Origin of the sequence: Corynebacterium sp. CCUG 65737 (genome assembly GCF_024454115.1) — a bacterium.
GTDB lineage: Bacteria > Actinomycetota > Actinomycetes > Mycobacteriales > Mycobacteriaceae > Corynebacterium > Corynebacterium genitalium.
In genome coordinates this window covers 1-25,698 of record NZ_JAGPZB010000008.1, presented here as the reverse complement: position 1 = coordinate 25,698, position 25,698 = coordinate 1, and the positions used below count along the sequence as shown (strand labels likewise).

The window sequence follows — 25,698 nt, the reverse complement described above, 5'->3', positions numbered from 1 at the left end:
GTTAGTCGGCGAAAGCTTCGTCGAGAAGCGCCTTCTCCTCTTGCTGGTGCACCTTGGACACGCCGGTTGCAGTCGTGGACTGGGAGCGGCGGGAGATGCGGCGCATCGGCGGCATGTTCTCCACGTAGTTGGCCAGGTGCTCGTTGTAGAACGGCCACGGACCCTGGTTTGCGGGCTCGTCCTGGACGAAGCGGATCTCTTCGGCGTTCGGGTAGTTGGCGAAGGCGTCGGAGAGGCGGTTGAAGGGGATCGGGTGGAGCATCTCGATGCGGATGATCGCGACGTCGTCACGCCCGTCCTTCTGGCGGCGCTTCTCCAGCTCGTAGTAGATCTTGCCGGAGCACAGCATGATCGTCTTGACCTTCTCGGTGTCGCCGATGACCTTGTTGTTCGCGTCAACGAGGTGCGGGTCATCGATGACGGAACGGAACCCGGTGGTCTCGATGAATTCTGCCGGCTGCGAGACAGCTGCCTTGTTGCGCAGCATGGACTTCGGGGTGAAGATGACCAGCGGGCGGCGCATTTCACCGAGCGCCTGGCGGCGCAGCAGGTGGAAGTGGTTAGCCGGGGTGGACGGCTGAGCGATGGTCATGGACCCCTCAGCAACGAGCTGCAGGAAGCGCTCGATGCGTGCCGACGAGTGGTCCGGGCCCTGGCCCTCGTAACCGTGCGGCAGCAGCATGATCAGGCTGGAAAGCTGGCCCCACTTGGTCTCACCGGAGGAGATGTACTCGTCGATGATGGTCTGGCCGCCGTTGGCGAAGTCGCCGAACTGGGCCTCCCAAGCAACCAGGGCGTCCGGGTTGCCGACGGTGTAGCCGTACTCGAAGCCCAGACCGCCGAACTCCGTCAGAGCGGAGTTGTAGATCTGGAAGCGGCCGCCGTTGCCAGCCTCGATGGCGATGGCGTCGAGCGGGTTGTACTGTTCCGCGGTGCTCGGGTCGAACAGGACACCGTGGCGCTGGGTGAAGGTACCGCGCTTGGAATCCTCGCCGGCGAGGCGGACGAGCTTGCCGCCGTGCGCCAGGGAGCCGAAGGCGAGCAGCTCGCCCCATGCCCAGTCGATGTCGCCACCGTCGAAGGAGCCGCCGCGGGCCTTCAGAACGGTCTTCAGGCGCTTGTTCGGCGTGAAGTCGTCCGGCAGGTCGGCGTAAGCATCGGCCAGCGTCTTGAACAGGTTCTCATCGATGGAGGTGTCCAGGCCGCGGGTGAGCTCCTGGGACTCGGTGATGCCGGTCTGCTCGGCGGGGGAGCCGCCGCCTTCCTTGACGTCGTTGAAGACGGAGTCCAGCTGGTCGTGGAAGTCCTGTGCGGCGATCTCGGCCTCTTCCTCGGTGATGTCGCCACGGCCGATGAGGTCCTTGGTGTAGCGGGTACGCACAGAGGGGTGGGAGTCGATGCGCTCGTACATGATCGGCTGGGTCACCGACGGGTCATCAGCCTCGTTGTGGCCGCGCAGGCGGTAGCAGATGAGGTCGATGAAGACGTCTTTTCCGAATTCGCGGCGGTACTCGGTGGCCAGCTGGCCCACCCAAGCGGCCGCTTCGGGGTCGTCGCCGTTGACGTGGAAGACCGGGCAGTCGAAGCCTTTGGCCAGGTCAGTGGCGTAGTAGGTGGAACGGCCCTGGTCCGGGGTGGTGGTGAAGCCGACCTGGTTGTTCACCACGATGTGGACGGTGCCGCCGACATCGTAGCCGGTCAGCTTGGACATGTTCAGGGTCTCCTGAACCACGCCCAGGCCGGTGAAGGAGGCGTCGCCGTGGAGCATCATCGGGACGATGGGGTGGTCGTCGGCGGATTGGCCGTGGTTGATGATGTCCTGCTTCGCGCGGGCGATACCGACCAGAACCGGGTCCACAGCTTCCAGGTGGGACGGGTTAGCGGCCAGGGAGACCTTGATGTCGCCGTCGCCGAACATCTGGATGTGCTCGCCTTCGAAGCCGAGGTGGTACTTCACGTCGCCGGAGCCGCCCTGCTGGGCGGGCTGCAGGTTGCCCTCGAACTCGCCGAAGATGGTCTTGACCGGCTTGCCCACGATGTTGAACAGCACGTTGAGGCGGCCGCGGTGCGGCATGCCAATGACAACCTCGTCGAGGCCTTGGCCGGCAGCGGTGTCAATGACGGCATCCATGAGCGGGATCAGCGTTTCCGCGCCCTCGAGGGAGAAGCGTTTCTGACCCAGGTACTTGGTCTGCAGGAAGTTCTCGAAGGCCTCAGCGGCGTTGAGCTTCTGCAGGATGTACTTCTGCTCGGCGTTGGTCGGCTTGGGCATGCCCACCTCGAGGCGGTCACGCAGCCAGTCGCGCTCGTCGCGGTCGAGAACGTGGGTGTACTCGGCACCGACGTGGAGGGTGTAGGCGGCGCGCAGGCGGGTAATCACTTCGCGCAGCGTCATCTTCTCCTTGCCGCCGAAGCCGCCGACGTTGAATGTGCGGTCCAGGTCCCACAGGGTCAGGCCGTGGGTTTCCAGCTGCAGGTCGGACACGTCCGGCTTGGGCAGTCCCGGCTGCTCCCAGCTGAGCGGGTTGGTGTCGGCGATGAGGTGGCCGCGGGAGCGGTACGCCTCAATCAGGTTCATCACACGGGTGGACTTGTCCACACCGGTGTTGGGGATGTCCTGCGCCCAACGCATCGGGGCGTACGGGATGGACATGGCGTCGAAGATTTCGTCCCAGAATTTATCGTCGATAAGCAACTGGGAGATGTCGCGCAGGAACTCGCCGGACTCCGCGCCCTGGATGACGCGGTGGTCGTAGGTGGAGGTCAGCGTGGTCAGCTTGCCCACACCGAGCTCGGCGAGACGGTCCTCAGAAGCACCGGCGAACTCAGCCGGGTAGTCCATCGCGCCGACACCGACGATGGTGCCCTGGCCCTTGGTCAGGCGCGGGATGGAGTGGCGGGTGCCAATCCCGCCCGGGTTGGTCAGCTGAATGGTGACACCCTGGAAGTCGTCGATCTTCAGCTTGTTGTCGCGGGCGCGGGCGACAATGTCCTCGTACGCCCGGACAAACTGCTCGAAGGTGAGGGTCTCGCACTCCTTGATGGCGGCGACCACGAGCGCGCGGGTGCCGTCCTTCTGCGGGAGGTCAATAGCTAGACCGAGGTTAATGTGCTCCGGCGTGACCACGAACGGTTTGCCGTCCTTGACGGTGTAGTTGACGTTCATGCCCGGGTGGATCATGGCGGACTTCACAATGGCCCAGCCGATGATGTGCGTGAACGAGATCTTGCCGCCGCGGGTGCGCTTGAGGTGGTCGTTGATCTGCGCACGGTTTTCGAACATGAGCTTGACCGGCATGTCGCGCACGGTCGTCGCCGTCGGGACGGTCAGGGACTCGTCCATGTTCTTAGCGATGGCCTTGAAGGTGCCCTTCAGCTGGGTCTCACCAGCCTCAGGCAGCGGCTTGACCTTTTCCATCGGCGACGGCTTCACGGTCTTCTTAGCCGCCTTCTTCTCGGAAGGCTGGGACTTGGCCGTAGTCTCAATGGCCTTGTCCACCTTGGTTTCACGGCCGTCCTGGGACGGGGCACCGGTGGTCTCTGCGACCTTGGTTTCGGTGCGGGCCCGGTGCGGGCGGTCGTCTACTTCGGCGTTAGCTGCGTTAGTTGCTGCGTTCTTCGCAGGGGCAGCGGCGGAGACAGGCTTAGCGTCGGCGCCCGCCGTGCCCTCTTTCTCAAACAACTCGCGCCATTCTGCGTCGACGGAGTTGGGGTCCTCCTTGTACTGCTGGAACATTTCGTCCACCAGCCAGTCATTTTGGCCGAACGTGTTTTCGCTGCTCACGGCGGTTGCTCGCCTTCCTTCGGGTAGATTTCTTCGGATCGTTTTATCCGGCTGTAGCCAGTCGTAGCCCATACTACGTGCTTAGCCGTCGGCTGACCGACACCCACCCATCTAGCTGTGCCTAACCTTGCTAGCGGAACGGAAAAGAGTTACGGGTCACCGACTCGCGGCCCACATCCGGCTGTACCGTCCGTCCTGGGCGAGCAGGTCCTCGTGGGAACCGTCCTCCACGATCCGCCCAGGGTCAATGACGAGGATTCGGTCGGCCCTCCGCGCCGTAGCGAGGCGGTGCGCGACGATAACGGAGGTGCGTCCGCGGGTGGTTTTCGCGGCCGCGTCGAGCACGTCGCGTTCGGTCACGGGGTCGAGGGTGGCGGTGGCTTCGTCGAGAAGCACGACGCGCGGGTGGAGGATTTCCGCGCGGGCGAGCGCGATGATTTGGCGCTGGCCGGAACTCAAGCCCCGACCACGTTCCCCGACGGGGTGGTTGAACCCGCCGGGGATGGAAGCGATGACGCCGAGCGCCCCGATACGCCTGACAGCATCCTCGATCTCGGCCGCGGTGGCATCCGAGACTCCATATGAGATGTTGTCGGCCACAGTCCCGGGAAAGAGGTAGGACTCTTGCGGCACCTGCGCCAGCGCGCGCCGCCAATCCACGAGCGGGAAGTCACGCACGTCCGCGCCGCTCGCGGTCACAGCGCCCGTCACGGGATCATAGAAACGCGCCAACAGCTTGACGACGCTTGATTTGCCCGCCCCCGTCGGCCCCACCAGGGCGACAGTCTGGCCTGGCTTGACGGTGACGTCGACAGCAGAAAGCACATCGGGGCCGTCGGCGGTGTAGGAGAAAGTGACGTTCTCCAGGGCGAGCTCGCCCTGTGCGGCGGTGGCAGCGCCCGTGCGGGCACCGGTGTCGGGAACCGTGGTCTCAGTGTCGAGCAGTTCGCGGATGCGGTCGAAGCTGACGGTGGCTTGCTGCCAAGAGTCGAAAATCTGGCCCAGCTGCTGGATCGGCCCGTACAGCAGGCTCAAGTACATGGTGAAGGCGACCAGCACACCGACCGACAGGGTGCCTTCGGCGACGCGGGTCGCGCCCACGCCGACCACAACGGCCGTCATGATCTGGGTGATCGCCTGCATGCCGTTGAAGTAGAAGGCGACGAGGAGCTGAGAACGCATGCGCAAGCGCCGATACGTATCACTTTCGTCGCTGAAGCGTGCTTCGGCGACCGGCTCCATTAAGTGCATCTGGCTGCTGCGGATGCCGCCGATGAGCTCCGCGAACTCCCCGTTGACCGCCGAGATCTGTGCACGGGCTTGGGCGTGGAAACGCTTCGAGTAATGGCGGAACACCACCGTGATCACCGCGATGATCGGCACTGCGGCCAGAGCAATGAGTGCGAGTGAACCGTCCGTTGCGACGAGCATGACCGTGACACCGATGAGCGTGCCGACGGAGACCACCGCCTGCGCCAATCCCGTCTGCAGGAAACTGGACAGCGTGTCGATGTCGGTGGTCATCCGCGTCATGATCCGCCCCGAAAGATTCGACTCGAAGTAGCTCAGACCCAGTTTCTGCAAGTGGTCATAACTACGGACCCGCAAGCCGTAGAGGAGCCGCTCGCCGGAGCGCGAGGACAGTACCGTCATCGCGGCGTTCGCAGCCCAGGCGATGACCACAACGATGAGGGCGGCCGCGCCGACGATCCACAGCGCGTTCGAGTCGCCCGCCTGAATGCCGCGGTCGATCGCGGTGCGCACCAGGGTGGGGAAGGCCAAGTCCGTGAGCACCCCGACCACGAGCAAGAGAGTGACGGCGAGAATGAGCCAGCGCACGGAGCGCAGCATCGCGCGCACACCCTCCGGGATGGTGCCAGTGGGTTGTTCCGTGGCAGGAGGGAGGTGTTCGAGGCGTTCCAACAACTCCGGTGTCGCGGTGACCACGCGGGCGGCACCCCCGCCTCCGCCGCCGCGGCCACCGCCACCGCCGAAACCGGCCCCGGCGCCCGCTGCTCGGGTGAGCACGTGCTCGTGGCTTTCTTCAGCGACCTCGGGCCAGAGTTGGTCGTGGGTTGGTTCGGGACGCTGGGCGCGGCGGACATCCGGATCCATCAGTGCGCGGTAGAGGTCAGTCTCCACAATCTCCTCGCGCGGACCGTCGGCGACCACGCGGCTGCCGCCGCTGCCCTCACCGTCCGCAGGGGAGAGGATGATCACCCGGTCGGTGTGGTCCACAGTCGACTGCCGGTGCGCCACGGCGATGAGCGTTACACCTTTGAGGTTCTCGCGCAGGTTGCGCAGGATGGTGGATTCGGTGGTGGCATCAATAGCTGAGGTAGCGTCGTCGAGCACGAGCACGGCCGGCTGAGACAGAAGCGCGCGGGCGAGCGCAATGCGTTGACGCTGCCCGCCAGATAGCGTCAGGCCGCGCTCGCCGACGACAGTGTCGTAACCGTCAGGAAGGTTCTCGATGAATTCGTCGGCGCACGCCATCCGGGCGGCGTGGGTAACTTCAGCATCGGTGACGTCAGCACCCATGGCGATGTTGTCCCGGATGGAGACAGAGAACAGGAACGCCTCGTCAAAGACGCAGGTGACTGCTTTGCGGATCTCCCTGGCGGGAAGGTCTGAGTAGCGGAACCGTTGCCCGGAGGCGTCGATAAGCGACATGCTCCCGGAATCTGGGGTGTAGAACGCGCCTGCGAGTTGGACCGCCATGGACTTGCCGGCGCCGGCGGGGCCGATGACGCTGACATGCTCACCGGGGGAGACGGTGAAGCTGACTTCGTCGAGCACACAGCGTCCGTCGGTGGTGAAGGTGACGTGGTCGAAGTCGATGCCGGTGGGGCCGTTGGGCAGCGCTGGTGCAGTGGGCGCGGGTTGCTCCGGGGAGAGGGCGAGAACTTCGTCGAGCCGGTCGATGCCGCTCATGCCCATCTGCAGCGTGACGTAAGTGTTGGCCAGCATCGACATCGACTGCGTGAGCGAGGTCAAATAGACGGTGAAGGCGACGAATCCGCCGACCGTCATCCCGCCGCCGAGCGCGATGAGACCGCCTGCGACGATGGTGACCACCAGTGCGATGTTGGGGAGCTGGGTCAACGTCGGTTGGAACCGGGCCGTGAGTTTGGCCGCCCGCATCTTCACGGCGTAGAGGTCGCGGGCGAGCCGGTCGAGCTTTGCTACTTCATGCTCGGCACGGCCGAAGGCCTTGACCACGCGGACACCGGAGACGGTTTGCTCGACGTGGCTGGCTAGCTCTGCTGCGGACTGCTGGTTCGCCCACGTGGCGGCGTACATGGATCTGCGCGACCGGCCGCCGACCCACACGATGAGCGGGAGGAAACCCAGCGACATCAGCGTCAGCGGAACGTCAAGGGAGAGCATGACCGCCAGCGTGAGCAGCAATTGCACGAGGCGGGTGAGCGCGAGCGGCGCCATGGCAAAGACTGAGAACAGCTGCCCTAAGTCAGTAATCGAGCGCGAGACGATCTGCCCGGTGACAATGTCGTCCTGACCGGGACCGTCAAGGCGGTGCAGAGTTCTCAGCAGCTCCACCCGCACCCAATGCTGCGAGCGGGTGGCCAGTGAACCGGCTGCCCAGCGGCGCAGCACCTGGAACGCGAACTGGGCTGCCGCTATGCCCACCATCGCCCACGCGATCGTGGTGACGGATCCCTCGCGGGTGCCGGTGGCAACGTCAACAGCTGCACCAGTCAACCCGGGAACAGCGACTTGCAGGACCGCCGCGACCACAGCGGTAATGAGGGTAAGTGCAGCGAATCCCGCATTCGCTTTCAGCGCGCGGGTCAGCAGGGGACTTATTCGGATTCACCCTTCGTGCCGCGAGAGAAGCGGCTGCGCAGAGCGTTTTCCTCCAGCTCGTCAGCGTTACCGGTGATGCCGAGCTTTTCCAGGATGCCCTTCGCGTCTGGGTCGCCTTCGATCTCCGGGCCGTTGTCGCGGTTTTTACGGAAGACGGAAATCATCGCCGCGAGGCGGGAATTCTTGTCAGACTCTGCCTTGTCCAACTCTTCCTCGACCTCCGTCTTCGGCGGTAGCTCCTGAAGGAACTGGGCCGGCGGGTGGCCGAGGTTGTTCGACACGTTGTCCACGACAGCCTTCGCCAGCTTGCGGTTGGCGTACAGGCCGGCCACCGCACCGATGCCGAACGGCATCAGCTTGCCGATCCACATCCGGCGCAGACGCTTCGAGATCGACTTCCTCAACGCCCGCGTCATCATCGAGTTCGCCTGGTTGAGGGTGGGGCCGGTGAAGTTCTTCAGCATCTTCGGTCCAGGCATTCGCGCGGCCTCGGGCCCGATGAGCGTATCGACGATCGCCGTGCCCTGCGTGCCCAGCAAGACCATGAGAACGATCGCCTTGCGGTGTTCCTCATCGGAGATGTCTGCACCGCGCAGGTACGCGGAACCGACCGTGTAGACAGCCGCCAAATCCACAAACAGGAGGGACTCCCCGGCAATCGCCGCCGTGCCGGTGACGAATCCGATACCAGGGATGGCGGCAGCACCGCCCGCACCGGCACCAGAACCGGCCGCGATAGTGAGGAAGTGCTTATCCATCATCTCCTGGATCTGCTGCGGAGTGGCCTCCGGGTTCGCGCGGCGCAGGCGGTCCACGTAGGCCTCGATCAGCCCGCTCTGCAGCCGGACTGCGCGATCGAGGGCTTTGATGAAGCCCTTGCCGATGGCAGAGGCGTTCTCCTCGATCTGCGCGGAGTCCGTGTAACCGCCCTGGGGGCCGCTTTCGGCCACGGCTTGATCGTTCTTCTTCTTGCGGCCGAACACGGTGATCTCGTCTCCTTGGGGGTTGGTTGGGGGAACATTAGTGTCGTGTTCCCGGCCACGTCATCATAGGCCGGGATTACATGACACGGCTACAGTTGTCCGCATGGCAGCTGTTTCCGCCACTGACCCCGTCGTGCACACCCATGCTGGGACAGTGCGCGGCGTTGTCGATCCTGGCTCGGGCATGCGCACGTGGCGCGGCATCCCGTACGGGGCACCGACCGGGGGGAAGCACCGCTTCCACGCGCCGCGCCCCCGAGAGGCGTGGCGCGGGGAATTCGACGCCTCCGAGTTCAGCCAGCCCGCCATGCAAGGCACCTACGGGTGGAACGACAAAGTCATTGGCACCGAGGACTGCCTCACCCTCGACATTGTCCGCCCCGACACCGACGATGTTCTACCCGTCGTCGTCTACATGCACGGCGGGACCTTCCTCACCGGTGCCTCCCACGAGAAGGTGCTGCAAGGCCACGGTCTGGCCGCGGCGGCGGACATCGTCTACGTCTCGTTGAACTTCCGGCTCGGCGTGCTCGGCTACTTGGACATGCGCTCGCTCGGGCCGGACTGCGTGGCCAACCCCGCCACGTTGGACCAGATCCTCGCTCTGCACTGGGTGCGCGACAACATCGCCTTCTTCGGTGGGGACCCGGACCGGGTGACCATCATGGGTGAATCCGCAGGAGCCAACGCTGTGACCACCTTGATGAGCTCCCCGCAAGCGCGCGGCCTGTTCCACGGTGCAGTCGCGCAGTCGAATCCCGCCAGCGCGGTGCATTCGCGCGTCCAGGCGGCCATGTGGGTGCGCTCGCTTCTCGACGGCATGGGCATGTCCCGCCTGTCCACCCTCTCCGACCTCCGCGAGGTCGATGGAGAAGAACTAGTCCGCGTAGGCAATTCGTTGCTTGTGCGCTCTGGTGAGATGAAGTACCTCAACCTCGCGTTCATGCCCACGGTGGATGAGAACGTCTTGCCTAAGCACCCCATCGATGCCTTCACCGACAATGAGGAAGCGCCGGTGCCGCTGCTCATCGGCTCTAACTCCGGCGAAGCCAGCTTCACCAAAGCCATGTTCGTCTCCAGCAAGGCCCGCGGCCGGGCGGCGCGTCGGCTGCTGGAGGTCTACGACCCCGACCACGCCGACGCGATCCTGGAGGCCTACGACTGCGCGACCGAGCGCTCTGACTTCGCTGAGCTCGTCGCCGATGCTGTTTTCTGGGCCCCGTCGGTTCGGATTGCGACAGAACACCGCCGGGTTGCGCCGGTGTGGATGTACCACTTCGACTACGTCGTCCCCGCTCTAGAGCGTCTCGGTGTAGGCGCGATCCACACCGCCGACCTGGAGGCCGTCTTCGGCCACCAGTTCGCCACACCCGCCGGCTTGCTCACCCGTTTGGGCAAACGCGACGACTTCGCCGCCGTGAGCGAGCGCATGCAGCACCACTGGGGCCTGTTCTTCCACACGGGCCGCCCCGGCGATGACTGGCCGGAGTATGGTTTTCGCTCTGACCAGCGACCCGGCCGCGCCACAGCCGTCATCCGCACTCAACCCACGATCGTGTGGGACCCGAAGCCTGCCAAGCGCCGCGCTTGGGAAGGCTTCGAGATGACCCAGTGGGGCACTGGCCGGCCTGAGCTGCTGGAGTCCATCGCGGACTTCATCGGTGTCTAGCAGCGAATCCTCATGCAGGCTGCGACCAGCGCAGCTAGGCTAGTGGCGTCCGGGCGCGTCTAACCCCGGGAACCAAGGAAGGGAACCGGATCAATGAGCTTCTTCGAGGACATCGCCGCAGGTCTTGACCGCGAGGGCATTGAATCGCGCGTGCACGACGACACCATGTTCGTGCCCATTACCTCCGAGGTGGAGATCCACTTCGTGGAGATCGACCCGCACCTGCCGGCCGCGAACGTGTACATCGCCGCCGCAGACGTCGACGAAGATGACGAAGACTTCGAGGCTGTGCTCGTCTCCGTGGTTTTTTCTGTCGATGACGCAGTGGCGACCGTGGCACGCCACATGGCCACCGATCAGATCATCACGGTGCTGCGTGACCTGCTCGAAGGCACTGACGAGCGCATCGGCGACCTGGAGTTCTTCCAGGATCCGATTGACCCCCACCTGGTTCGTGCGGAGGTCGGTGAGAACGCTGAGCTCCACGTCCAGGTCGAGGTCACAGACGGCACCCCGTGCGCTGCAGTCAAGTTTGTCGCGCTGCCTGACACCTACGACGACCTGCTCGACGACGCTATCGGTGAACTCTGGGATTCCGATGGCGATGCCGAGCTGACGGATGAGGACCGCGAGCGCCTCTTTGCCTCCCTTCACGCTGAGGCCTCTGCCGACGCCGAGTCCCTCGATTTGGGCACCTTCTCCGACTTCGACCGGCTTTTCGACGTTCTGTGTCTCGCCGCCGACCAAGCCGAGGATTGGGAATCCCAGCTGCTTCCCTTTGACGACGATGACTTCGACGAGCCCGAGGTCTACGACATCTTCGGAGCCGACGACGACGAAGACGCGGAAGACCTCGATCCCATTGACGACGTCGACACAGAGGACGAAATCTAACGCCCCTCGGTTAGGCCGCCGCTAGACCCTCGAACATGGAGGGCGGGGAGTAGACGGGGGCGAAGGTGCCGTCGACAAGCCAGACGAAGGTCGCGCCTGTGGGGGAGTAGACCTCGTGCACGGCGCCGGCCATGCTCGATGGGACAAGGGCGCGCACCCACGCCTCGGCGATGTCGTGGTCGACGGTGATGCCGCTGGCGTCAGTGAAGCGGACCTCAATGAGGTAGGCGGGGACATGGCGCTCGCCGAAGCCCTTGATGCGGGCGCGTGCCCGAGGGCCGACGCGGCGCCGGGTAATGGCCACGTTCAGTTGAGGCCCTCCGTCCATGCGGGGGAGAGTACGGGTCGGTGGCCGCCAGTCGGGGTTGGGTCGCGCCAGGGAGCGCGGGTGATGAATGACCGCCTCAATGCGGTCGAGGGTCGGTGCGTGGCTGGAACGGATCTGGCGGGCGAGTTCTTGGCTGTAAGAGCTGTGGCTGATGTATGTCATGGCCCAGAATCTACGAAGTGGCCCAGACACTCCCTCATCGAGGTTCGAACAAGCGTTCTACTGCAAGCCGGAGTCCTGCACTTTCACGGGTTCATGTGGCGCAATATTCGGCCGAATCCCTAAATCTGTCCCGGCGCAGTAGGCTCAAACACGCCATGAGCACCCCGAAACCCTCTGAACATGCCGCGCGGCCCAAGATCCCCCAAGAGATCTGGGTTCTTGTCGCCGCCGCTTTCCTCATAGCGCTCGGGTATGGGCTCATTGCGCCGATCATCCCGCAGTTCGCGGTGAGCTTCGGCGTCTCGATGGCGGCTGCGGCTGCGGTCGTTTCGGTATTCTCTGGCGCCCGGTTGGTGGGGGCGCCGGGGGCGGGATGGCTCGTCGATAAGCTTGGCTCGCGCAAGGTGTACATCACAGGTCTCCTGATTGTGGCCGTGACCACCGCACTTGTGGCAGTGGCTCAGGAGTATTGGCACATGCTGGTGCTGCGGTTCCTCGCGGGGCTGGGCTCGACGATGTTCACGATCTCGGCGCAGGCGCTCATCGTGAAAGTGGCGCCGCCGCGAATTCGTGGGCGGGCGAGCTCGACCTATGCCACGGCGTTCCTGCTGGGCAACATCATCGGCCCGGTTGTTGGTGCAGGCTTGTCGTTTCTGGGTATGCGCTGGCCGTTCGTCATTTACGGTGCTGCCGTTGCAGCCGCGGCCGTGGTCGTGTGGGTGCGTTTGCCTAAGCATGATCGGGACGTGGACCTCGCCGCGCGTCCGCCGATGCGCCTGGATGAGGCATTCGGCCATCCCAGTTACCGCGCGTTGCTCGCCTCCGCCTTCGCCAACGGCTGGGTGAACATGGGCGTGCGCGTGGCGGTCCTCCCGCTGTTCGCTGCCTCGGTTTTCCCGCATGGTGCGGCGGAGGCTGGTCTCGCGCTTGCGGCGTTCGCGCTGGGCAACGCCGTCACGTTGCAGTTTTCGGGCAAGCTTGCCGACGACATCGGCCGCAAACCCCTCATCCTTACCGGCCTTACCGTCACCGCCTTGTCGACAGCCGTCATGGGCTTTGCAACGAGCTTCTGGCCGCTCATCGCGATCTCTGTCATCGCTGGCGTGGGCGGGGGACTGCTCGTGCCCAGCCAGCAAGCGAGCCTGGCGGACATCATCGGCAATGACCGTTCCGGCGGCAAGACTATGTCTGTCTTCCAGATGTGCATGGATGCCGGCCAGGTGATCGGGCCGATTCTGATCGGCGCAGCGGCCGGTCAGTTCGGTTTCCCAGTCGCGTTCGGAATCTGCGGTGCCATCGCAGTACTGGCACAGGTCGTCTGGGCAGTCGTCGGCAAGGAAACGCATCCGGAGAAAGCTGACCAATGAGAATCATCCTCGACTGCGACCCGGGTATTGATGACACCTACGCGCTGATCCACCTCACCGCCGCCGCGCACGCCGGTGAGCTGGAGTTGGAGTGCGTGACCACTACGGCCGGCAATGTCGAGGCCGACCAGTGCGCCCGCAACGCCGCTTGGATCCTCTCCCTGTGCAATGTCCCGTGGACTCCACTGGCCGCGGGCATCCCGGAGCCACTCGGCTGGGAGCTGACCACCACGCCTGACACCCACGGCGACACTGGCCTGGGTTATGCGACTGCCCCTGAGCGTCACATCGAGAGCGACTGGGACATGCTCTGGATAGATGCGATCGAGCGCGGCACCGACGATCTTCATCTCATCGTCACCGGACCGATGACGAACCTCGCTGCCTTCGCGCGCCTCCACCCGGAGCACTACAAAAAGCTCAAGCACATCACCGTCATGGGCGGCGCATTCAACTACCCGGGCAACACCACGCCCACCGCCGAATGGAACTTCTGGGTGGACCCGCACGCGGCCAAGGAGGTTTTCGATTCCGCGCCCGTGCCCATCACTCTGTGTCCGCTCAATGTCACCGAGCGCATGGTGCTCACGCCCTCTCGCTTGGACGGCCTGGTGTCTGCGCTCAGCGGCTCACCGCTCGCAGAGCATCTCGAGCCGATCACGCGGTTCTACTTCGAATTCCACGAGGACGTAGGGGAGGGCTACCAAGCCCAGATCCACGACCTGCTCACCGTCATGGTCGCGCTCGGTCAAGTCCCCGCCACTTTCGCCCACGCGACGGTCGACCTCGACCCGGATTCCGAGCTGTTCCGCGGCACCGCCGCCGCCGACTTCAAGGGCCTCTGGGAGCGCGAACCTAACGCGCGCATTCTCACGCACGCAGACATTGACGCTGCCTGGACGCTTTTCGACGCCTCCTGCGCTATCCACTCCCGCATTGCTACCGGCGACGCGGAACTCGATCGGCTAAGGCATTTGAGGGCGGAGGACTAAGGGTTAAGTCGTTCGTAAACGGTGTCCGAGATGCTCATAATCTTTTCCGAGTAGCTGTCCCGTTGATTGCCTTGGGTGCCCTTGATGCCGTCTAGATACGCGAGCTCAGCGATAGGGGCGTGCCCGTCTTGAGCCGTGGCAGGCATCGAGTGCATGTGGGGTACGTGGCCGATCAGGTAGTTGTTTCCGTTTTGGCCCAAAGTCGACGCGATGAGTTTCGCTTCATCGGCGAACTTATCGCGGAAGCGCTCGAAAGCACCGACGAGTTGCTCTTTCCCATTTGCCTTCTTCTTGACGTATTCGAGGGTGGTGTAACCGAGGTACTTCAGGTTGTGGTTGTGCTGCCCACCAAGCCGCAGATTGCGGGACTTCTTTTCGAAGCTCACTGAGAAGGACTTCCATGTCGCGATGTTTGCCTCAGACATCTCGGAGTACTCAGCGACCCATTCGTCGAACCAACGGGCGAGGTTGCCGAATGCGTGGTAGCTAAACAGATCGGTCGCCGTCGGGGTCACGAAGGCATCGCAACCGAGTAGAACGGTTCTGTTGAACGGGCCGAGGCTCGGACCAACATCGAAGAAGACGTAGTCATAGCGGTCCTCGTCTTCCATGTGAGTGACGAGTTGGCCAGCCCAGTGCACTCGTCGGAAAGCAGCGGTCTCTTTGCCTAGAGCCGTTTGCCAGGCGGCAGACATAACGTCCTCGATTTGCGAGAGCTGTGGGTGTCCAGCCATGACATCGACCTTGAATCGCTCCGAGCGGTACACCGGAACGTCCGTCTCGATCTCCGGTTCGCCTTCACGCAAAGGAATGAAAAGCCCGTACACCGTTTTCAGAAGGGATTCCCGGCGCGCCGTTTGCGGATCATCGTTGCCATCGTAGATCTCTTGAGTCTGCTGCTCTGAAAGCATCAACTGGGTGGCATTGCACTGGGGGTCGCAGTCGACGTACAAAACACGTTTCCCACGCATGGCAAAGTTGTAGGCGACATTGGTGGACAACGTCGTTTTCCCGACTCCGCCTTTGTTATTGAAAAAGCTGAGCGTTTTGATTGCCGACATGAAAACCTCCCACCGGAAATAAATATGACCAGATTTAAACGTATGTCGTGGCAAGAGAGATTTCCATGAAATACCGGATTAGTTGGGTGCTGCCACGGTCTTACGGGCGATAAGGCTGTCGAACAGGTCCGCGGGGATGGGCACACGAAGCTTCAAGTCCGAGGTGACCACGTCCAACTTCTGTTTATCGTTGCCAATCATTGTGGTTTGCGCGGGATTCATCGCATCTACTTGACCCAAGTAATAGAAATCGGTGCCGTCCGCATCTTCTCGCTTAGCAAAGAGGTGGAGATCAGCGTCGCCATTCAGGATGGGCTGTAGTTCTCTGCTCTTCAACGTGCGCTTATGCCGTGTAAACCAGTGAAGAGTAGATCTATCGATCAATGTGTCCTCGTACCTGACGCTGGCCGAAATGTTCGCGTCTTTGTGATAGGTGACAAATATCGGGCAGGTCATGGTCGCGGCATCGGTTTTGTACCCGTAGACGGTGGATTCCTGATTCTTGGACCAATTCAAGAGGCGACATGCGTCTTTGCGTGAGTATCGTTTGGCATGAATGAAATCATCTCCGCTTCGGTAGTGCTTCCGATTCAGAAACAATCCCGTTTCGACTACATCGTCTACGTGATCACGGAAACTGATGGGCGACGGTTCCGGTGTTGACGCGTACGAGGAGTAGAGTCGCGAGAAATCTTCCCCGAGTACAAATTGATCACCGAGTCGAAGTGCGACGGGAAGGCCACCGTAGGTTGCTCGTTGCCGATCGGCGAACCACTCAAGGTTGAGGATTTTCTCGATAGCTTCCAAGCAGGCATTACTGTGATTGAGACCGCGACTGCGGAGTTGCAGCGCGAACTCCGCAACATCGACGGATCCCTCCCGACATAGTGCGCGCAAGAGAAGCAGTTCTTGAGGCCGCTTCCCGTTGAGTAGTTCGTTCGAGAGAAAGGTCAAGAAGGCATCCTCGGTGGTAGAGGGACCCTCATCGACGAACCGAAGGGAGTGCAGTAAAGACCAGTAGTTGCGGTATTTGCTCGCCAGAACATAAGGGGCAATAGACTCGTGCGTTTCGAAATCTACGAGCCTGGGTACTTTTCCCAGGCGGTGCTTGAGGTTTTGGATCGCTTCCTTGCACTTGCGTTTGTCTAGGAGGGTCACCTTCTGGAGAGACTCGAGTACTCGCTGAGTACTGACTTCATCGAAGCTAATAGTTGAAGAACCTGAGATGGGGTGCCGTCGGGTTCTGCGGATGACTTCTCGCACGGGATCTTTGCTGCTTGAACGGTCGCCTGACAGTGCAATCGGGATCAGATAATTGTTCGCATAGTTTCCGATGACATCGATGACGCGCAGGGTCTCTTTGTTTTCAGCTTTTCGCAAACCCCGGCCTAGCTGCTGTGTGAAGATGATGGACGATTGCGTGCTGCGGAGAAGAACCACAACGTTAACATCGGGAATGTCGATACCTTCGTTGAAGATGTCCACAGTGATGATGAAGTCGATCTGGTCGTTCTGAAGATCGAATACGGCTTGTTCTCGCTCATCGATTGTGTTCGCTCCGCTAAGAGCAACCGTTCGGAGCGGACGGCCATACAGTTCGTGTTCATTTAGCGCTTGCGAAAGCAAACGAGCTTCTTTATTCGAGCTACAGAAGATCAAGCCTTTTGTTCCGCTCGGGAAGCAGTAATTCTGCAAAGTCTCAACTACGTGGTCAACGCGTTCTTTAGAAACACGCTCATCCGCTGTTGAGTCATCCGTGATCGTGTACCCGGACATTGATTCGTAGTCCGAGACTCCGTAGTAGTCGAAGGGGACCAGCATTCGCGATTCGAGAGCGTCTCCGAGCCTGATCTCGAAGGGGACATTGTGATGAAAGAGCTCGAAAACGTTGAAACCGTCAGTTCGTTCCGGTGTAGCTGTTAGTCCGAGCAGAAAATCTGGACGGAAATGCTCGATGATTCGCTTGTAGGATTCGGCGCCGGAGCGGTGCACCTCATCGATGATCATGTATTCGAAGAGTTTGGGGGAAATGTCAGTCAGGTGCTCAAGCCGTGAGAGTGATTGCACGGTGGCAAAAACGAACCGCTTGTCTAGCTGCCGCTGTCGTCCAACGAAGAAGCCGATATCTTCTTCTGAGCAGCGGAACACTTTCTTAAACTCACGGGCGGCATTACGAAGAATCTGCTCGGTATGAGCGACGAAGAGAACACGCTTCGGGTCAAACCGCTGAGCAGCAAGCGCGGCAAGAATTGTCTTGCCGGTTCCTGTTGCAGAGATGATTAAGGCACGAGTTTCACCGGAATCGATAACCGTTTGGAGACGCTCCAAGGCTTCGGTCTGCATCTTGTTCGGCAGAATCTCGACGCCGTCAGCGCTTACCGAATGGGGCTGATCCGTCGCATCCGTAACAATGACGCGCTGTTGCCGCCTCTGTTCGTAGGACTGGATCCATTCCTCTGTGAGAAGGCCCGAAATCCTCACGTGGTGGTCGAGCGCTCGTTCCAATTGATCAGCAATGTCGCCGTCGCGGTGAGTAGAAAATTTCAAATTCCACTCACGGGTGCTCATGAGCGCGTTGCGGGTTAGGTTCGAGCTCCCGACGATGGCAGTTGCGTGGTCTCCGTGGCGGAAAACGTATCCCTTGGCATGGTGCGGAACTCCAGAAATGATCCGTGCTTCGATGTTGGGGAGTGCAAGCAGCTCTCGAAGGGCATCGGGATCATTGAAGTCCAAGTAGTCGGACACGATGATCGTACCGCGACCAGCGAAGTCAACGAGTGATTGCTTGATAGCGCCGAGTCCGCCGCTGCTGACGAAAGCAACGGAGAAGATGAAGCTCGAAGCGGTCAATAGTTCAGAACGCAAAGCGGCAAGCATCGAGTTGTCTGGCTCGTTGGCCACCAGAACTGGGTTTTCAACACGATCGGATTCTCTGCGGTGGTTGAGGTATCCGAATTCGGTGTCTGCGGTTAACCGTTCCAAATTGCTCATGCGGAACCGTAGGTCTTGATGATCAGATCCACCGCCGGGACATCCGCCGGCGCCCAGTCCAGGGATGCCAGCTCGTCGATGGGCACCCACCGAGAGTCGGCGTGCTCGGTCAAGGTGGGTTCTTGGTCACCGGTGAGGGCGCAGCGGAAAGTGGATAAGCGGATGGTGCCGAAGCCGTACGTGTGCTCGGTGGTGGTGATGTGGGGGCCGACAGTGGCGTTGATAAGCAGTTCTTCTTTGAGCTCGCGTGCGAGGGACACTTCGGGGGTTTCGCCGGGTTCGATCTTACCGCCGGGGAACTCCCATTTGCCGGCGAGTGCTTTGCCGGGGCCGCGCTGTGCGGCGAAGACGGTGCCGTTTCGGATGATGACGGCGCCGGTGACGGGGATAGGTGCGGACATAGGACCGATATTAAGGGGGCCGGAAGGCGTGTGGCGTCCCAAAGGCAAATTGATTCGCGGTACTGCGGGGTGAATCGGTGCTTTAAGTCAGATGGATGCGGGCATGGGAGTTTCGAATCGACTCCGCGTCTGTGCCGAACTAGCCTAGAGTCGGACGCGATTTACGATGCTGGACAGGAAAAGACCTAGCTCGCTTTAGGGGCGCGCTAGGTCTAGGCCTCATTGGTTCGGTTTAGAGTTGTCCCTTCCAGAACGCCTCTCGCAAACCGAAAGCTGGTTGGTAACCTACTTTGTATTCTCCTGGGGCAGCATCACTCTCGAAACAGACGATACCGCCGTGCTTTCCACCGGGGTTAACCTGTGCGCTCTGGAAGTCAGAGGAACCGGTGAAAGTGGAATCAACTGTCAAACCAGCAGGTGTAGATAAGTTGAAGTCGAACTGATTGAAGTTGTACTCCTTATCGGAGTCATTCTGTACTGCTACGTCGACACAAACGTGGCTGGTATCGAAGACGTCAACTCCGTCATTGCGAAGTGCGCTCACGGTTACCTTCAATCCTTTGAGATCGGCTGTTTCTCCCATGGAAAGGTCACCGGTCGGAGCGTCTCCGTGATTGGCGTTATCAGCTTCATTACCGTCGGCACTATCGGCAGAGTTGTCAACCGCATTACTGTCCTGATCGGATTGATCCTCTTCATTGACGGGGGCGGAGGTGTTCTCCGTTTCACCAAAAAGGCTAGCCAGGATGCCTAGCACAAGTAGAATGCCGCCGACTATCAAACCCCATTTTAGACAGCCACCTTTCTTCTTGCCCTGTGGCGTCTGCGGTAACGGTTGATGTTGGTTTTGATAGCTAGCGTTCTGGTTCTGGGCAGAGCCAGGATGTTGCCCATATGGATTCACTTGACCGTGAGGCTGTGGATCACCGTAGGGGTTGTTCGGGTTACCTGGGCCCGGGTAAGCGGTACTCAAAGCGGAGTCCTCTCAAGTTGCGGGAAATATGACAGATGCTAGACCGACTGATCTAGTGCTTGATTAGCGTATATCTGCCGCAACCTCTTAGAGGCCAGATCGGTTAAGATGCTTGCTTTTTCATTGAAATATTGAGTGTTACCTGGGGCGAATGATGAATTAAATAGTTGCTCACTTCTGGGCATTGAGCTGTGGAGACGTCGGCATCTCGTACCTGCCCTAGCTGGTAGCTGAACACCTCGAGACATCCAGAAGGTGCCAGCCGTTAGATTGTGGACTGTGTTGGAGAGGGCCCTAGCTAGTCTACGACGCCTTAAACCGGAAGTTCGCTGACCCGCTCCGGATCGACGGCGACGAACTCGGAGTGCTCATAGCTCGGGCCGCAGGCGGGGTAGTGGTTGAATTTGGTGTTCTCGTCACCGGGGATGAGGTAGGCGTTTGCTCCGCAAATCCAGCCGTTGGGCGCGTGCCAAATGGCGCCGGAACCCTGCGGTGGCATGCCGGACGGCGAGTCAGAGAAGTAGTCGGTGAAGACCTCCATTGCTTCCTCGCAGGTCAACTCGTCCTGCATAGAGACGACGCTCAACGTCCCGCCCGTCGCGTTGGTCACCTCGCCGCAGACCGTGCCAGCAGCTGCGGTTTTCGCCTCCGTCGCTTTCTCGGAAGTCTCTTCCTCGGTTGCCTCGTCTGACGGGGAGGGTTCTTCCTCGCTTGGGACGGTGTCGGAGGGGGAGGTGGGGGCGTCGTCAAGCGACGTGCTCTCAGAGCTTTGAACGATCGGCGGTTCCTTGATGGGCTCCTCGCGGCTGCACGCTGCGAGGGTGAGGGTGGAGGCGATGAGGAGTGCGGTGATGCGTCGTGAAGCTGTCATGGGATTACTCCGGCTGGGGCAACAACAGCACGCGGGTCTCGGCGTCCCAGCAGTTCACGGTGTATTCCTCGGCATCTTCGGGCTCACCCTCGAGGCGGGTTCCGCGGCCGCAGCGCCAGTCGTTGGAGACCTGCCAGGTGCCCTCAGACTCCTCAACAGCTTCGGAGTCTTCGGATGTGAACTCAGTGACGGCCTGCATTGCTTCCTCGCACCGCTCGCCGCCCTGGATGGCGATGACGTTGTATGCCTCTCCGTCGCGGGTGGCTTGACCACACATCGGGCCGACAGCCTCGCGGACGACGTCAGGGATGGGGCGCTCGTCGGCGGGAGTGGTCGCACTCTCGCCGGCCGTTTCGGTGGCCACGCTGGTCACGGTGGCTTCCTCGGTTTCCGGCGCTGCGTTCGTGTCCTCGGCGGAGCATGCTGCGAGCGACACGGTGGAAACGATGATGAGAGCGCCTAAACGCCACCTGCGTGAATTCATGCTTTTAAAGATAGTGAATGGCGGCCGCTAAGGGGCCGAAGTGGTGCATTCCATCACATGGGGTGTTGCGTTTGCGCTAAACTCCTCCCGTTAAACCGCATCCCACGGGGCCAGAGCGACGTTCCGCTATCCGAGACTAGGACAGCTCCCATTCGTGCCTCATACTTCGAAGGAGAATTGTGACAACCGGAGATTTTCTAGCCCTGATGGGGGTTTTCGTTGCTGCTGTCGCAGTACCCGGTCCGGATGTCGTGCAGATCATCCGGTTTAGCGTGAAATCACGTGCAGCTGGTGTCGCGTGCGCCACGGGAATCATGGTGGGTTACGCGATCTGGATCGCCACCTCTCTGCTGGGTTTGAGTGCCCTCATGCAAGCTGCACCGCATCTGCTTTCGGTACTGCAGTTAGTGGGTGGAGCCTACCTTTTGTACATGGGCTTCAGTGCAGTGCGAAGCGGCTTCAAAGCGTGGCGGTCTGGAATAGCTACTGATCTGCCTAGTAGCGGAGCTGCTCAGTCAACTGTATCCCAGAGAGCCTTCGTGGTGGGGTTGGCTACGAATTTGTCCAACCCGAAGTCAGTTCTCTTCTTTGGCGCGGTTTTTGCTCAATTTGTTAAACCGGGCATGGGATGGGAATGGATGTTCATCATTCTCGTCACGCTATTCGTGGTCGGTTTTGTCATGTCTGCCGGGTTCGCGGTCTTGGTCGACGTTTTCGCCGGTTTTTTGTCACGCTTCGGACACGCGGTGGACATGATCACCGGATCGATCTTCATCGGCCTAGGAACCTGGATGTTTTCCGAGGGCGCCGTGAACCTGAACAGCCCTCGGAAAGCCTGATTCACCACTACCGGCGGCAGCTATTCCTCGCCGAGATCGAATGCATCCACGTTCGCGAGGCTACGGGGATCCAACCGAGTGGTGATGCCGATCCGGTTCCACGCGTTGATAGTGACAATCGCCATGAGGAGATTGCGCGCGCCCTTCTCGCCGTGGTGCGCCTCAACGCGATCCCACAGCTCGTCCGGCACCGACTCTTCGCCGTGGATCTGCGTCACTGCATCAGTCAGTTCAAGCGCAGCTTGTTCTGCGTCCGAGAAGACGTCGCGGTGGTTCGTCCAGTCTTCAGCCTGGGAGACCTTGTCCTTAGACCAACCGTCTTTGCGTGCGTCACGACGGTGCATCGCCAGGCAGTAGACGCACTGATTGAGCGCAGACGCGCGGAGTTGGACAAGGTGGGAGAAATCTTTCTCAACCCGTGCCCGGACATAAGTTTCAAGGCCCAGCATGGGGGCGTAGGCGACTTTGGGGATGGGCTTTCTATTCCTGTCGGTCATGACACCACGCTACGCGCGAAGTAGTCGGCGGGGACTGTGCGCCCGGTGCGCTCGAACACGGTAAGCAAGCCAAAAGCGCAGCAAATAGCTATAGATCGCGTGTTCACGTAGGCTTTGGCAGTGATGAATACAGATGACTTCGCGGCCGAGGACCAGGCCGACACCGCCGGCGAGGTTGCCGGCACAGAGGCTGATACGCAGCCTGACACCCACAACACCCAGACTGAAGAGAACACCGAAACTCCGGCTGAGGCTCCGGCCGAGACCTCTGCTGAAAACTCCGAGCCGAACCAGGACGGCGAGAACGCCGAGACTTCCGAGACCAAGCCCGAGGGCTTCAACGGCCTTGGGCTCCCAGCGCCGGTGCTCGACGCGATCAAGCGCGTCGGCTTCGAATCGCCGTCGCAGATCCAGGCTGAGACGATCCCGCTGTTGATGGAAGGCCGCGATGTTGTCGGCCTAGCCCAGACCGGTACCGGTAAGACGGCGGCATTTGCGCTGCCGATTCTGGCGCGCATCGATACGTCGGCACGCTACCCGCAGGCCCTTATCCTCGCGCCGACGCGCGAGCTGGCGCTGCAGGTGTCTGACTCCTTCCAGTCCTTCGCGGACCACCTCGGTGGCATCTCCGTTCTGCCGATCTACGGCGGCCAGGCTTACGGCATTCAGCTGTCGGGCCTGCGCCGGGGCGCGCAGATCATCGTCGGCACGCCAGGCCGCGTCATCGACCACCTGGAGAAGGGCTCGCTGGACATCTCCAACCTGCGCTTCCTCGTGCTGGATGAGGCAGACGAGATGCTCAACATGGGCTTCCAGGAAGACGTGGAGCGCATTCTGGAGGACACCCCCGACGACAAGCAGGTCGCTCTGTTCTCCGCGACGATGCCGAACGCGATCCGTCGCATCTCGCACGACTACTTGAACGACCCTGAAGAGGTCACAGTCAAGGCGAAGACCCGCACGAACACCAACATCACCCAGCGCTACCTGTTCACCGCGCACCGCAACAAGCTCGACGCCATCACGCGCGTGCTGGAGGTGACTGAGTTCGACGCGATGATCGTCTTCGTCCGCACCAAGCAGGAGACCGAGGAGATCGCCGAGAAGCTGCGAGCACGCGGGTTCTCCGCGGCTGCGATCAACGGCGACATCGCTCAGCAGCAGCGCGAGCGCACCGTCGACATGCTTCGCGACGGGCGCTTGGACATCCTCGTCGCCACCGACGTCGCCGCGCGCGGCCTGGATGTGGAGCGCATTTCCCACGTGCTCAACTACGACATCCCGAACGACACGGAGAGCTACGTCCACCGCATCGGCCGCACCGGCCGTGCGGGCCGCACTGGTGAGGCGCTGCTGTTTGTCACGCCGCGCGAGCGCCGCATGTTGCGCTCGATCGAAAAGGTCACCGGCGCGAAGATCGAGGAAATGGACCTGCCCACCGTGGATGAGGTCAACGTCTCTCGCATGAACAAGTTCGCCGACTCCATCACCGAGTCCCTCGAGAACGACCAGATGGAACTCTTCCGCGGACTCGTGCGCAGCTACTCGGTCGACCACGACGTGCCAATGGAGGACATCGCCGCCGCGCTTGCCGCACAGCAGCAGGGTGATGAGTTCCTGATGAAGGAGCCCCCGAAAGACAAGCGCGACCGCCGCGAACGCGAGCGCTTCGACCGTGAGGACCGACGCGACCGTGAGCGCGGTGGCCGCGGGCGCGACCGGGACCGTGGCGACCGCGGGGGCAAGGGCCGATTCCACAACGATGACGTCAACTTTGACACCTACCGGCTTGACGTGGGCAAGCGTCAGAATGTTCGCCCGGGCGCCATCGTCGGCGCGCTGGCGAACGAGGGCGGTCTGACCAACCGCGACTTCGGCCGCATCACCATTGGCGGCGACTTCACCCTCGTCGAGCTGCCGAAGAACATGGACAAGGCCGTGCTCGATCGCCTGTCCGACACCCGGATCTCCGGCCAGCTGATCAACATTCAGCGCGACACCGGCGCCCCGCCGCGCGACCGTGGTGACAGGGGCGGCCGTGGTGGACGCGGCGGCTACCGCAAGCGTGACGACGACCGCGATCGCGGCCGGGGACGCGGCGGCCACGGTGGCCGTGGCGGTGGCCGGGGCAAGCGCGACTGGCGCGACTAAGGTTGCGCGCCTGGGCATGAGAAAACCCAGCTACTGAGAGGCGAGGATTCGTCGAAAAGCGAATCTCTTGTTCTTGGTAGCTGGGTTTTGCGTTGGGCCCGTGGAGGGCAGAGGGGTTTAAGCCGGGGATGGCAGGAACATCAGAATCAGCGTCAGGAACCACAGCAGGTTGAAAATGCCTGCGCCGGCAGCTGCCTTGACGCGGGAGGACTCGAAGTCCGGGGTGACGTCGCGAGAGTCGGCCTCGGCCGGGTTGAGGGCGCCGAGGGAACCCATGATCTTGCGCTGCTGCGGGATCACCATGCCGAACAGGAAACCCCACGCCAGGACGGACAGCACGATCGCGGTGTGGAACCAGTAGTTAGAGCGGTAGGAATCCCAGTCGAAGGCCAGCACGGCAGCGCCGAGCAACGGAACCAGCAGGGAGATCATGCCGTAGGTGGAAGAGATGCGGTGGTAGATGGAGGCGCGTCCGAGGGTCTCCTCGCCACCAGCTTGCGCCTTGGCGGCGGCGCCGGGGAACGCGGAGGTGGCTACCATGACCGGACCGATGAGAATGATCGCGGCGGCAACGTGCAGGAAAATGAGGAATGTGGTCATGGCACCTCACTCTACGGAATGCACAGGCATTTCTACATTTGACACGAGTCCCTGCAGGCCAGAACAGTGCCGGCGGATAGCACGTAGATCGGCGCGGGGGAGGGGAAGCTCGTAGCCGCGCGCAATGGCGGCGAGACGTTCCCCGTAGGCGCAACGCACGCGGCGGTTGTCAGGAACCCACTCACTGGGCAGCATGTCGGACTTCGCCTGGTTGGCCTTGGAGGATGTGACCACGAGGTTGATCGGGTCGTTGGCGAAGGCGACGCGCTTCTCCGCCGGCCACGCGTGCGCGCCCATGTCCCAGGCGGCGCGCAGCGGGAAAATGTGGTCGATTTCCACGTCGGCCGGGTCGAGCGGGGCGGCGGTGTAGGGGTCCGTGAAAGGCACCGTATCGGACGGAGCCCACTGGCGGTAAGGGGTGCGGCATGAATCGACGTCCCACGCATCGGCCATGACGGCCTCGCGGGTGGTGCACCCGGTGGGCTGCATGCCCCAGTCGCCGAAGTCTGCGGCACGGTCATAACCCAGGATGGTGGGGCGAGGGGAGGGGGTCGATGGGGCGTCGATAAGCGAACGCGGCGTGGGGAACGGGACCACCGCGACTGTGGCGGCGATGAGCATGGCGAGATAGAAGCGGAACCAAGGCATACCTTGTTGGACTGCGCGGCGGGGGCGATCGGTTCCGTGGGAGGCGCAGACGCCATGAACCTCTGCCTATGAACTGAGTAAACGGCAGCGGCCGGGGGGGCGGTATCAAGGGGTGATTGCGCCACCGTTGAATAGTTCTTTTAGTTTTTCACGGGGTGTGGCACCGTCAAATTTG

General features: G+C 61.8%; 19 protein-coding genes. 6 read left to right on the top strand and 13 right to left on the bottom strand.

The genetic code is table 11. The features are described from left to right. Position 1: 1 nt before the first annotated feature. From KBX17_RS07520 to KBX17_RS07510, 3 genes are all read right to left on the bottom strand, one after another. Positions 2 to 3,784, bottom strand: coding sequence for a multifunctional oxoglutarate decarboxylase/oxoglutarate dehydrogenase thiamine pyrophosphate-binding subunit/dihydrolipoyllysine-residue succinyltransferase subunit (locus KBX17_RS07520; RefSeq protein WP_256019171.1), 3,783 nt, complete (start codon positions 3,782 to 3,784; stop codon positions 2 to 4). Positions 3,785 to 3,940: 156 nt separating this feature from the next. Next, positions 3,941 to 7,612 (bottom strand): ABC transporter ATP-binding protein, encoded by a 3,672-nt coding sequence (locus tag KBX17_RS07515; protein WP_370687596.1) that lies wholly within the window; start codon positions 7,610 to 7,612, stop codon positions 3,941 to 3,943. Then, on the bottom strand, positions 7,609 to 8,595 hold the full coding sequence (locus KBX17_RS07510; RefSeq protein ID WP_256019164.1) for a hypothetical protein: 987 nt from the start codon (positions 8,593 to 8,595) through the stop codon (positions 7,609 to 7,611). The genes KBX17_RS07515 and KBX17_RS07510 overlap by 4 nt, the downstream gene beginning before the upstream one ends. A gap of 103 nt (positions 8,596 to 8,698) precedes the next feature. On the opposite strand from KBX17_RS07510, the gene KBX17_RS07505 reads away from it, so the two are divergent. Continuing rightward, positions 8,699 to 10,264: a carboxylesterase/lipase family protein gene (locus tag KBX17_RS07505; RefSeq protein WP_256004532.1), complete on the top strand. Its 1,566-nt coding sequence runs from the start codon at positions 8,699 to 8,701 to the stop codon at positions 10,262 to 10,264. Positions 10,265 to 10,357: 93 nt separating this feature from the next. Next, the gene (locus KBX17_RS07500) at positions 10,358 to 11,158 is read left to right on the top strand and encodes a hypothetical protein (protein ID WP_256004533.1); all 801 of its coding nucleotides are present in this window, start codon (positions 10,358 to 10,360) and stop codon (positions 11,156 to 11,158) included. 10 nt (positions 11,159 to 11,168) lie between these two features. Here KBX17_RS07500 and KBX17_RS07495 read toward each other — a convergent pair whose 3' ends face one another. Continuing rightward, positions 11,169 to 11,648 (bottom strand): hypothetical protein, encoded by a 480-nt coding sequence (locus KBX17_RS07495; protein WP_256004535.1) that lies wholly within the window; start codon positions 11,646 to 11,648, stop codon positions 11,169 to 11,171. Positions 11,649 to 11,803: 155 nt separating this feature from the next. On the opposite strand from KBX17_RS07495, the gene KBX17_RS07490 reads away from it, so the two are divergent. Both KBX17_RS07490 and KBX17_RS07485 read left to right on the top strand, forming a co-directional pair. After that, positions 11,804 to 13,015 (top strand): MFS transporter, encoded by a 1,212-nt coding sequence (locus tag KBX17_RS07490; RefSeq protein WP_256019162.1) that lies wholly within the window; start codon positions 11,804 to 11,806, stop codon positions 13,013 to 13,015. Then, on the top strand, positions 13,012 to 14,007 hold the full coding sequence (locus tag KBX17_RS07485) for a nucleoside hydrolase (protein ID WP_256019161.1): 996 nt from the start codon (positions 13,012 to 13,014) through the stop codon (positions 14,005 to 14,007). The genes KBX17_RS07490 and KBX17_RS07485 overlap by 4 nt, the downstream gene beginning before the upstream one ends. Here KBX17_RS07485 and KBX17_RS07480 read toward each other — a convergent pair. The 6 genes from KBX17_RS07480 to KBX17_RS07455 all read right to left on the bottom strand — a co-directional run bounded on the left by KBX17_RS07480 (position 14,004) and on the right by KBX17_RS07455 (position 20,788). Then, positions 14,004 to 15,059, bottom strand: coding sequence for a ParA family protein (locus KBX17_RS07480; RefSeq protein WP_370687595.1), 1,056 nt, complete (start codon positions 15,057 to 15,059; stop codon positions 14,004 to 14,006). The two genes, KBX17_RS07485 and KBX17_RS07480, sit on opposite strands and share 4 nt — an antisense overlap. An 87-nt stretch (positions 15,060 to 15,146) precedes the next feature. Continuing rightward, positions 15,147 to 18,059 (bottom strand): DEAD/DEAH box helicase, encoded by a 2,913-nt coding sequence (locus KBX17_RS07475; RefSeq protein WP_256019157.1) that lies wholly within the window; start codon positions 18,057 to 18,059, stop codon positions 15,147 to 15,149. Next, complete coding sequence (locus tag KBX17_RS07470) at positions 18,056 to 18,460, bottom strand: (deoxy)nucleoside triphosphate pyrophosphohydrolase (protein ID WP_256019156.1); 405 nt, start codon at positions 18,458 to 18,460, stop codon at positions 18,056 to 18,058. Before KBX17_RS07470 ends, KBX17_RS07475 begins: the two co-directional genes overlap by 4 nt. 232 nt (positions 18,461 to 18,692) lie before the next feature. Then, on the bottom strand, positions 18,693 to 19,433 hold the full coding sequence (locus KBX17_RS07465) for a DUF4352 domain-containing protein (RefSeq protein ID WP_256019154.1): 741 nt from the start codon (positions 19,431 to 19,433) through the stop codon (positions 18,693 to 18,695). A 313-nt stretch (positions 19,434 to 19,746) separates the two neighbouring features. Continuing rightward, on the bottom strand, positions 19,747 to 20,304 hold the full coding sequence (locus KBX17_RS07460) for a hypothetical protein (RefSeq protein ID WP_255996224.1): 558 nt from the start codon (positions 20,302 to 20,304) through the stop codon (positions 19,747 to 19,749). A gap of 4 nt (positions 20,305 to 20,308) precedes the next feature. Beyond that, a complete protein-coding gene (locus tag KBX17_RS07455) occupies positions 20,309 to 20,788 on the bottom strand; it encodes a hypothetical protein (protein WP_255996223.1) in 480 nt (159 codons plus the stop codon). Between the two features lie 179 nt (positions 20,789 to 20,967). On the opposite strand from KBX17_RS07455, the gene KBX17_RS07450 reads away from it, so the two are divergent. Next, a complete protein-coding gene (locus KBX17_RS07450) occupies positions 20,968 to 21,627 on the top strand; it encodes a LysE family translocator (RefSeq protein ID WP_040423781.1) in 660 nt (219 codons plus the stop codon). A gap of 20 nt (positions 21,628 to 21,647) precedes the next feature. Here KBX17_RS07450 and KBX17_RS07445 read toward each other — a convergent pair whose 3' ends face one another. Continuing rightward, complete coding sequence (locus KBX17_RS07445; protein WP_005290679.1) at positions 21,648 to 22,124, bottom strand: carboxymuconolactone decarboxylase family protein; 477 nt, start codon at positions 22,122 to 22,124, stop codon at positions 21,648 to 21,650. A gap of 123 nt (positions 22,125 to 22,247) precedes the next feature. Here KBX17_RS07445 and KBX17_RS07440 point away from each other — a divergent pair, with 123 nt between their 5' ends. After that, positions 22,248 to 24,275 (top strand): DEAD/DEAH box helicase, encoded by a 2,028-nt coding sequence (locus tag KBX17_RS07440; protein WP_256019275.1) that lies wholly within the window; start codon positions 22,248 to 22,250, stop codon positions 24,273 to 24,275. 117 nt (positions 24,276 to 24,392) lie between these two features. Here the strand turns inward: KBX17_RS07440 and KBX17_RS07435 are convergent, their stop codons facing one another. Both KBX17_RS07435 and KBX17_RS07430 read right to left on the bottom strand, forming a co-directional pair. After that, positions 24,393 to 24,875 carry a hypothetical protein gene (locus KBX17_RS07435; protein WP_005290671.1) on the bottom strand — a complete coding sequence of 161 codons (483 nt, stop codon included), beginning with the start codon at positions 24,873 to 24,875 and terminating at the stop codon, positions 24,393 to 24,395. A 6-nt stretch (positions 24,876 to 24,881) separates the two neighbouring features. Beyond that, the gene (locus tag KBX17_RS07430) at positions 24,882 to 25,523 is read right to left on the bottom strand and encodes an HNH endonuclease family protein (protein WP_256019152.1); all 642 of its coding nucleotides are present in this window, start codon (positions 25,521 to 25,523) and stop codon (positions 24,882 to 24,884) included. Positions 25,524 to 25,698: the final 175 nt, after the last annotated feature.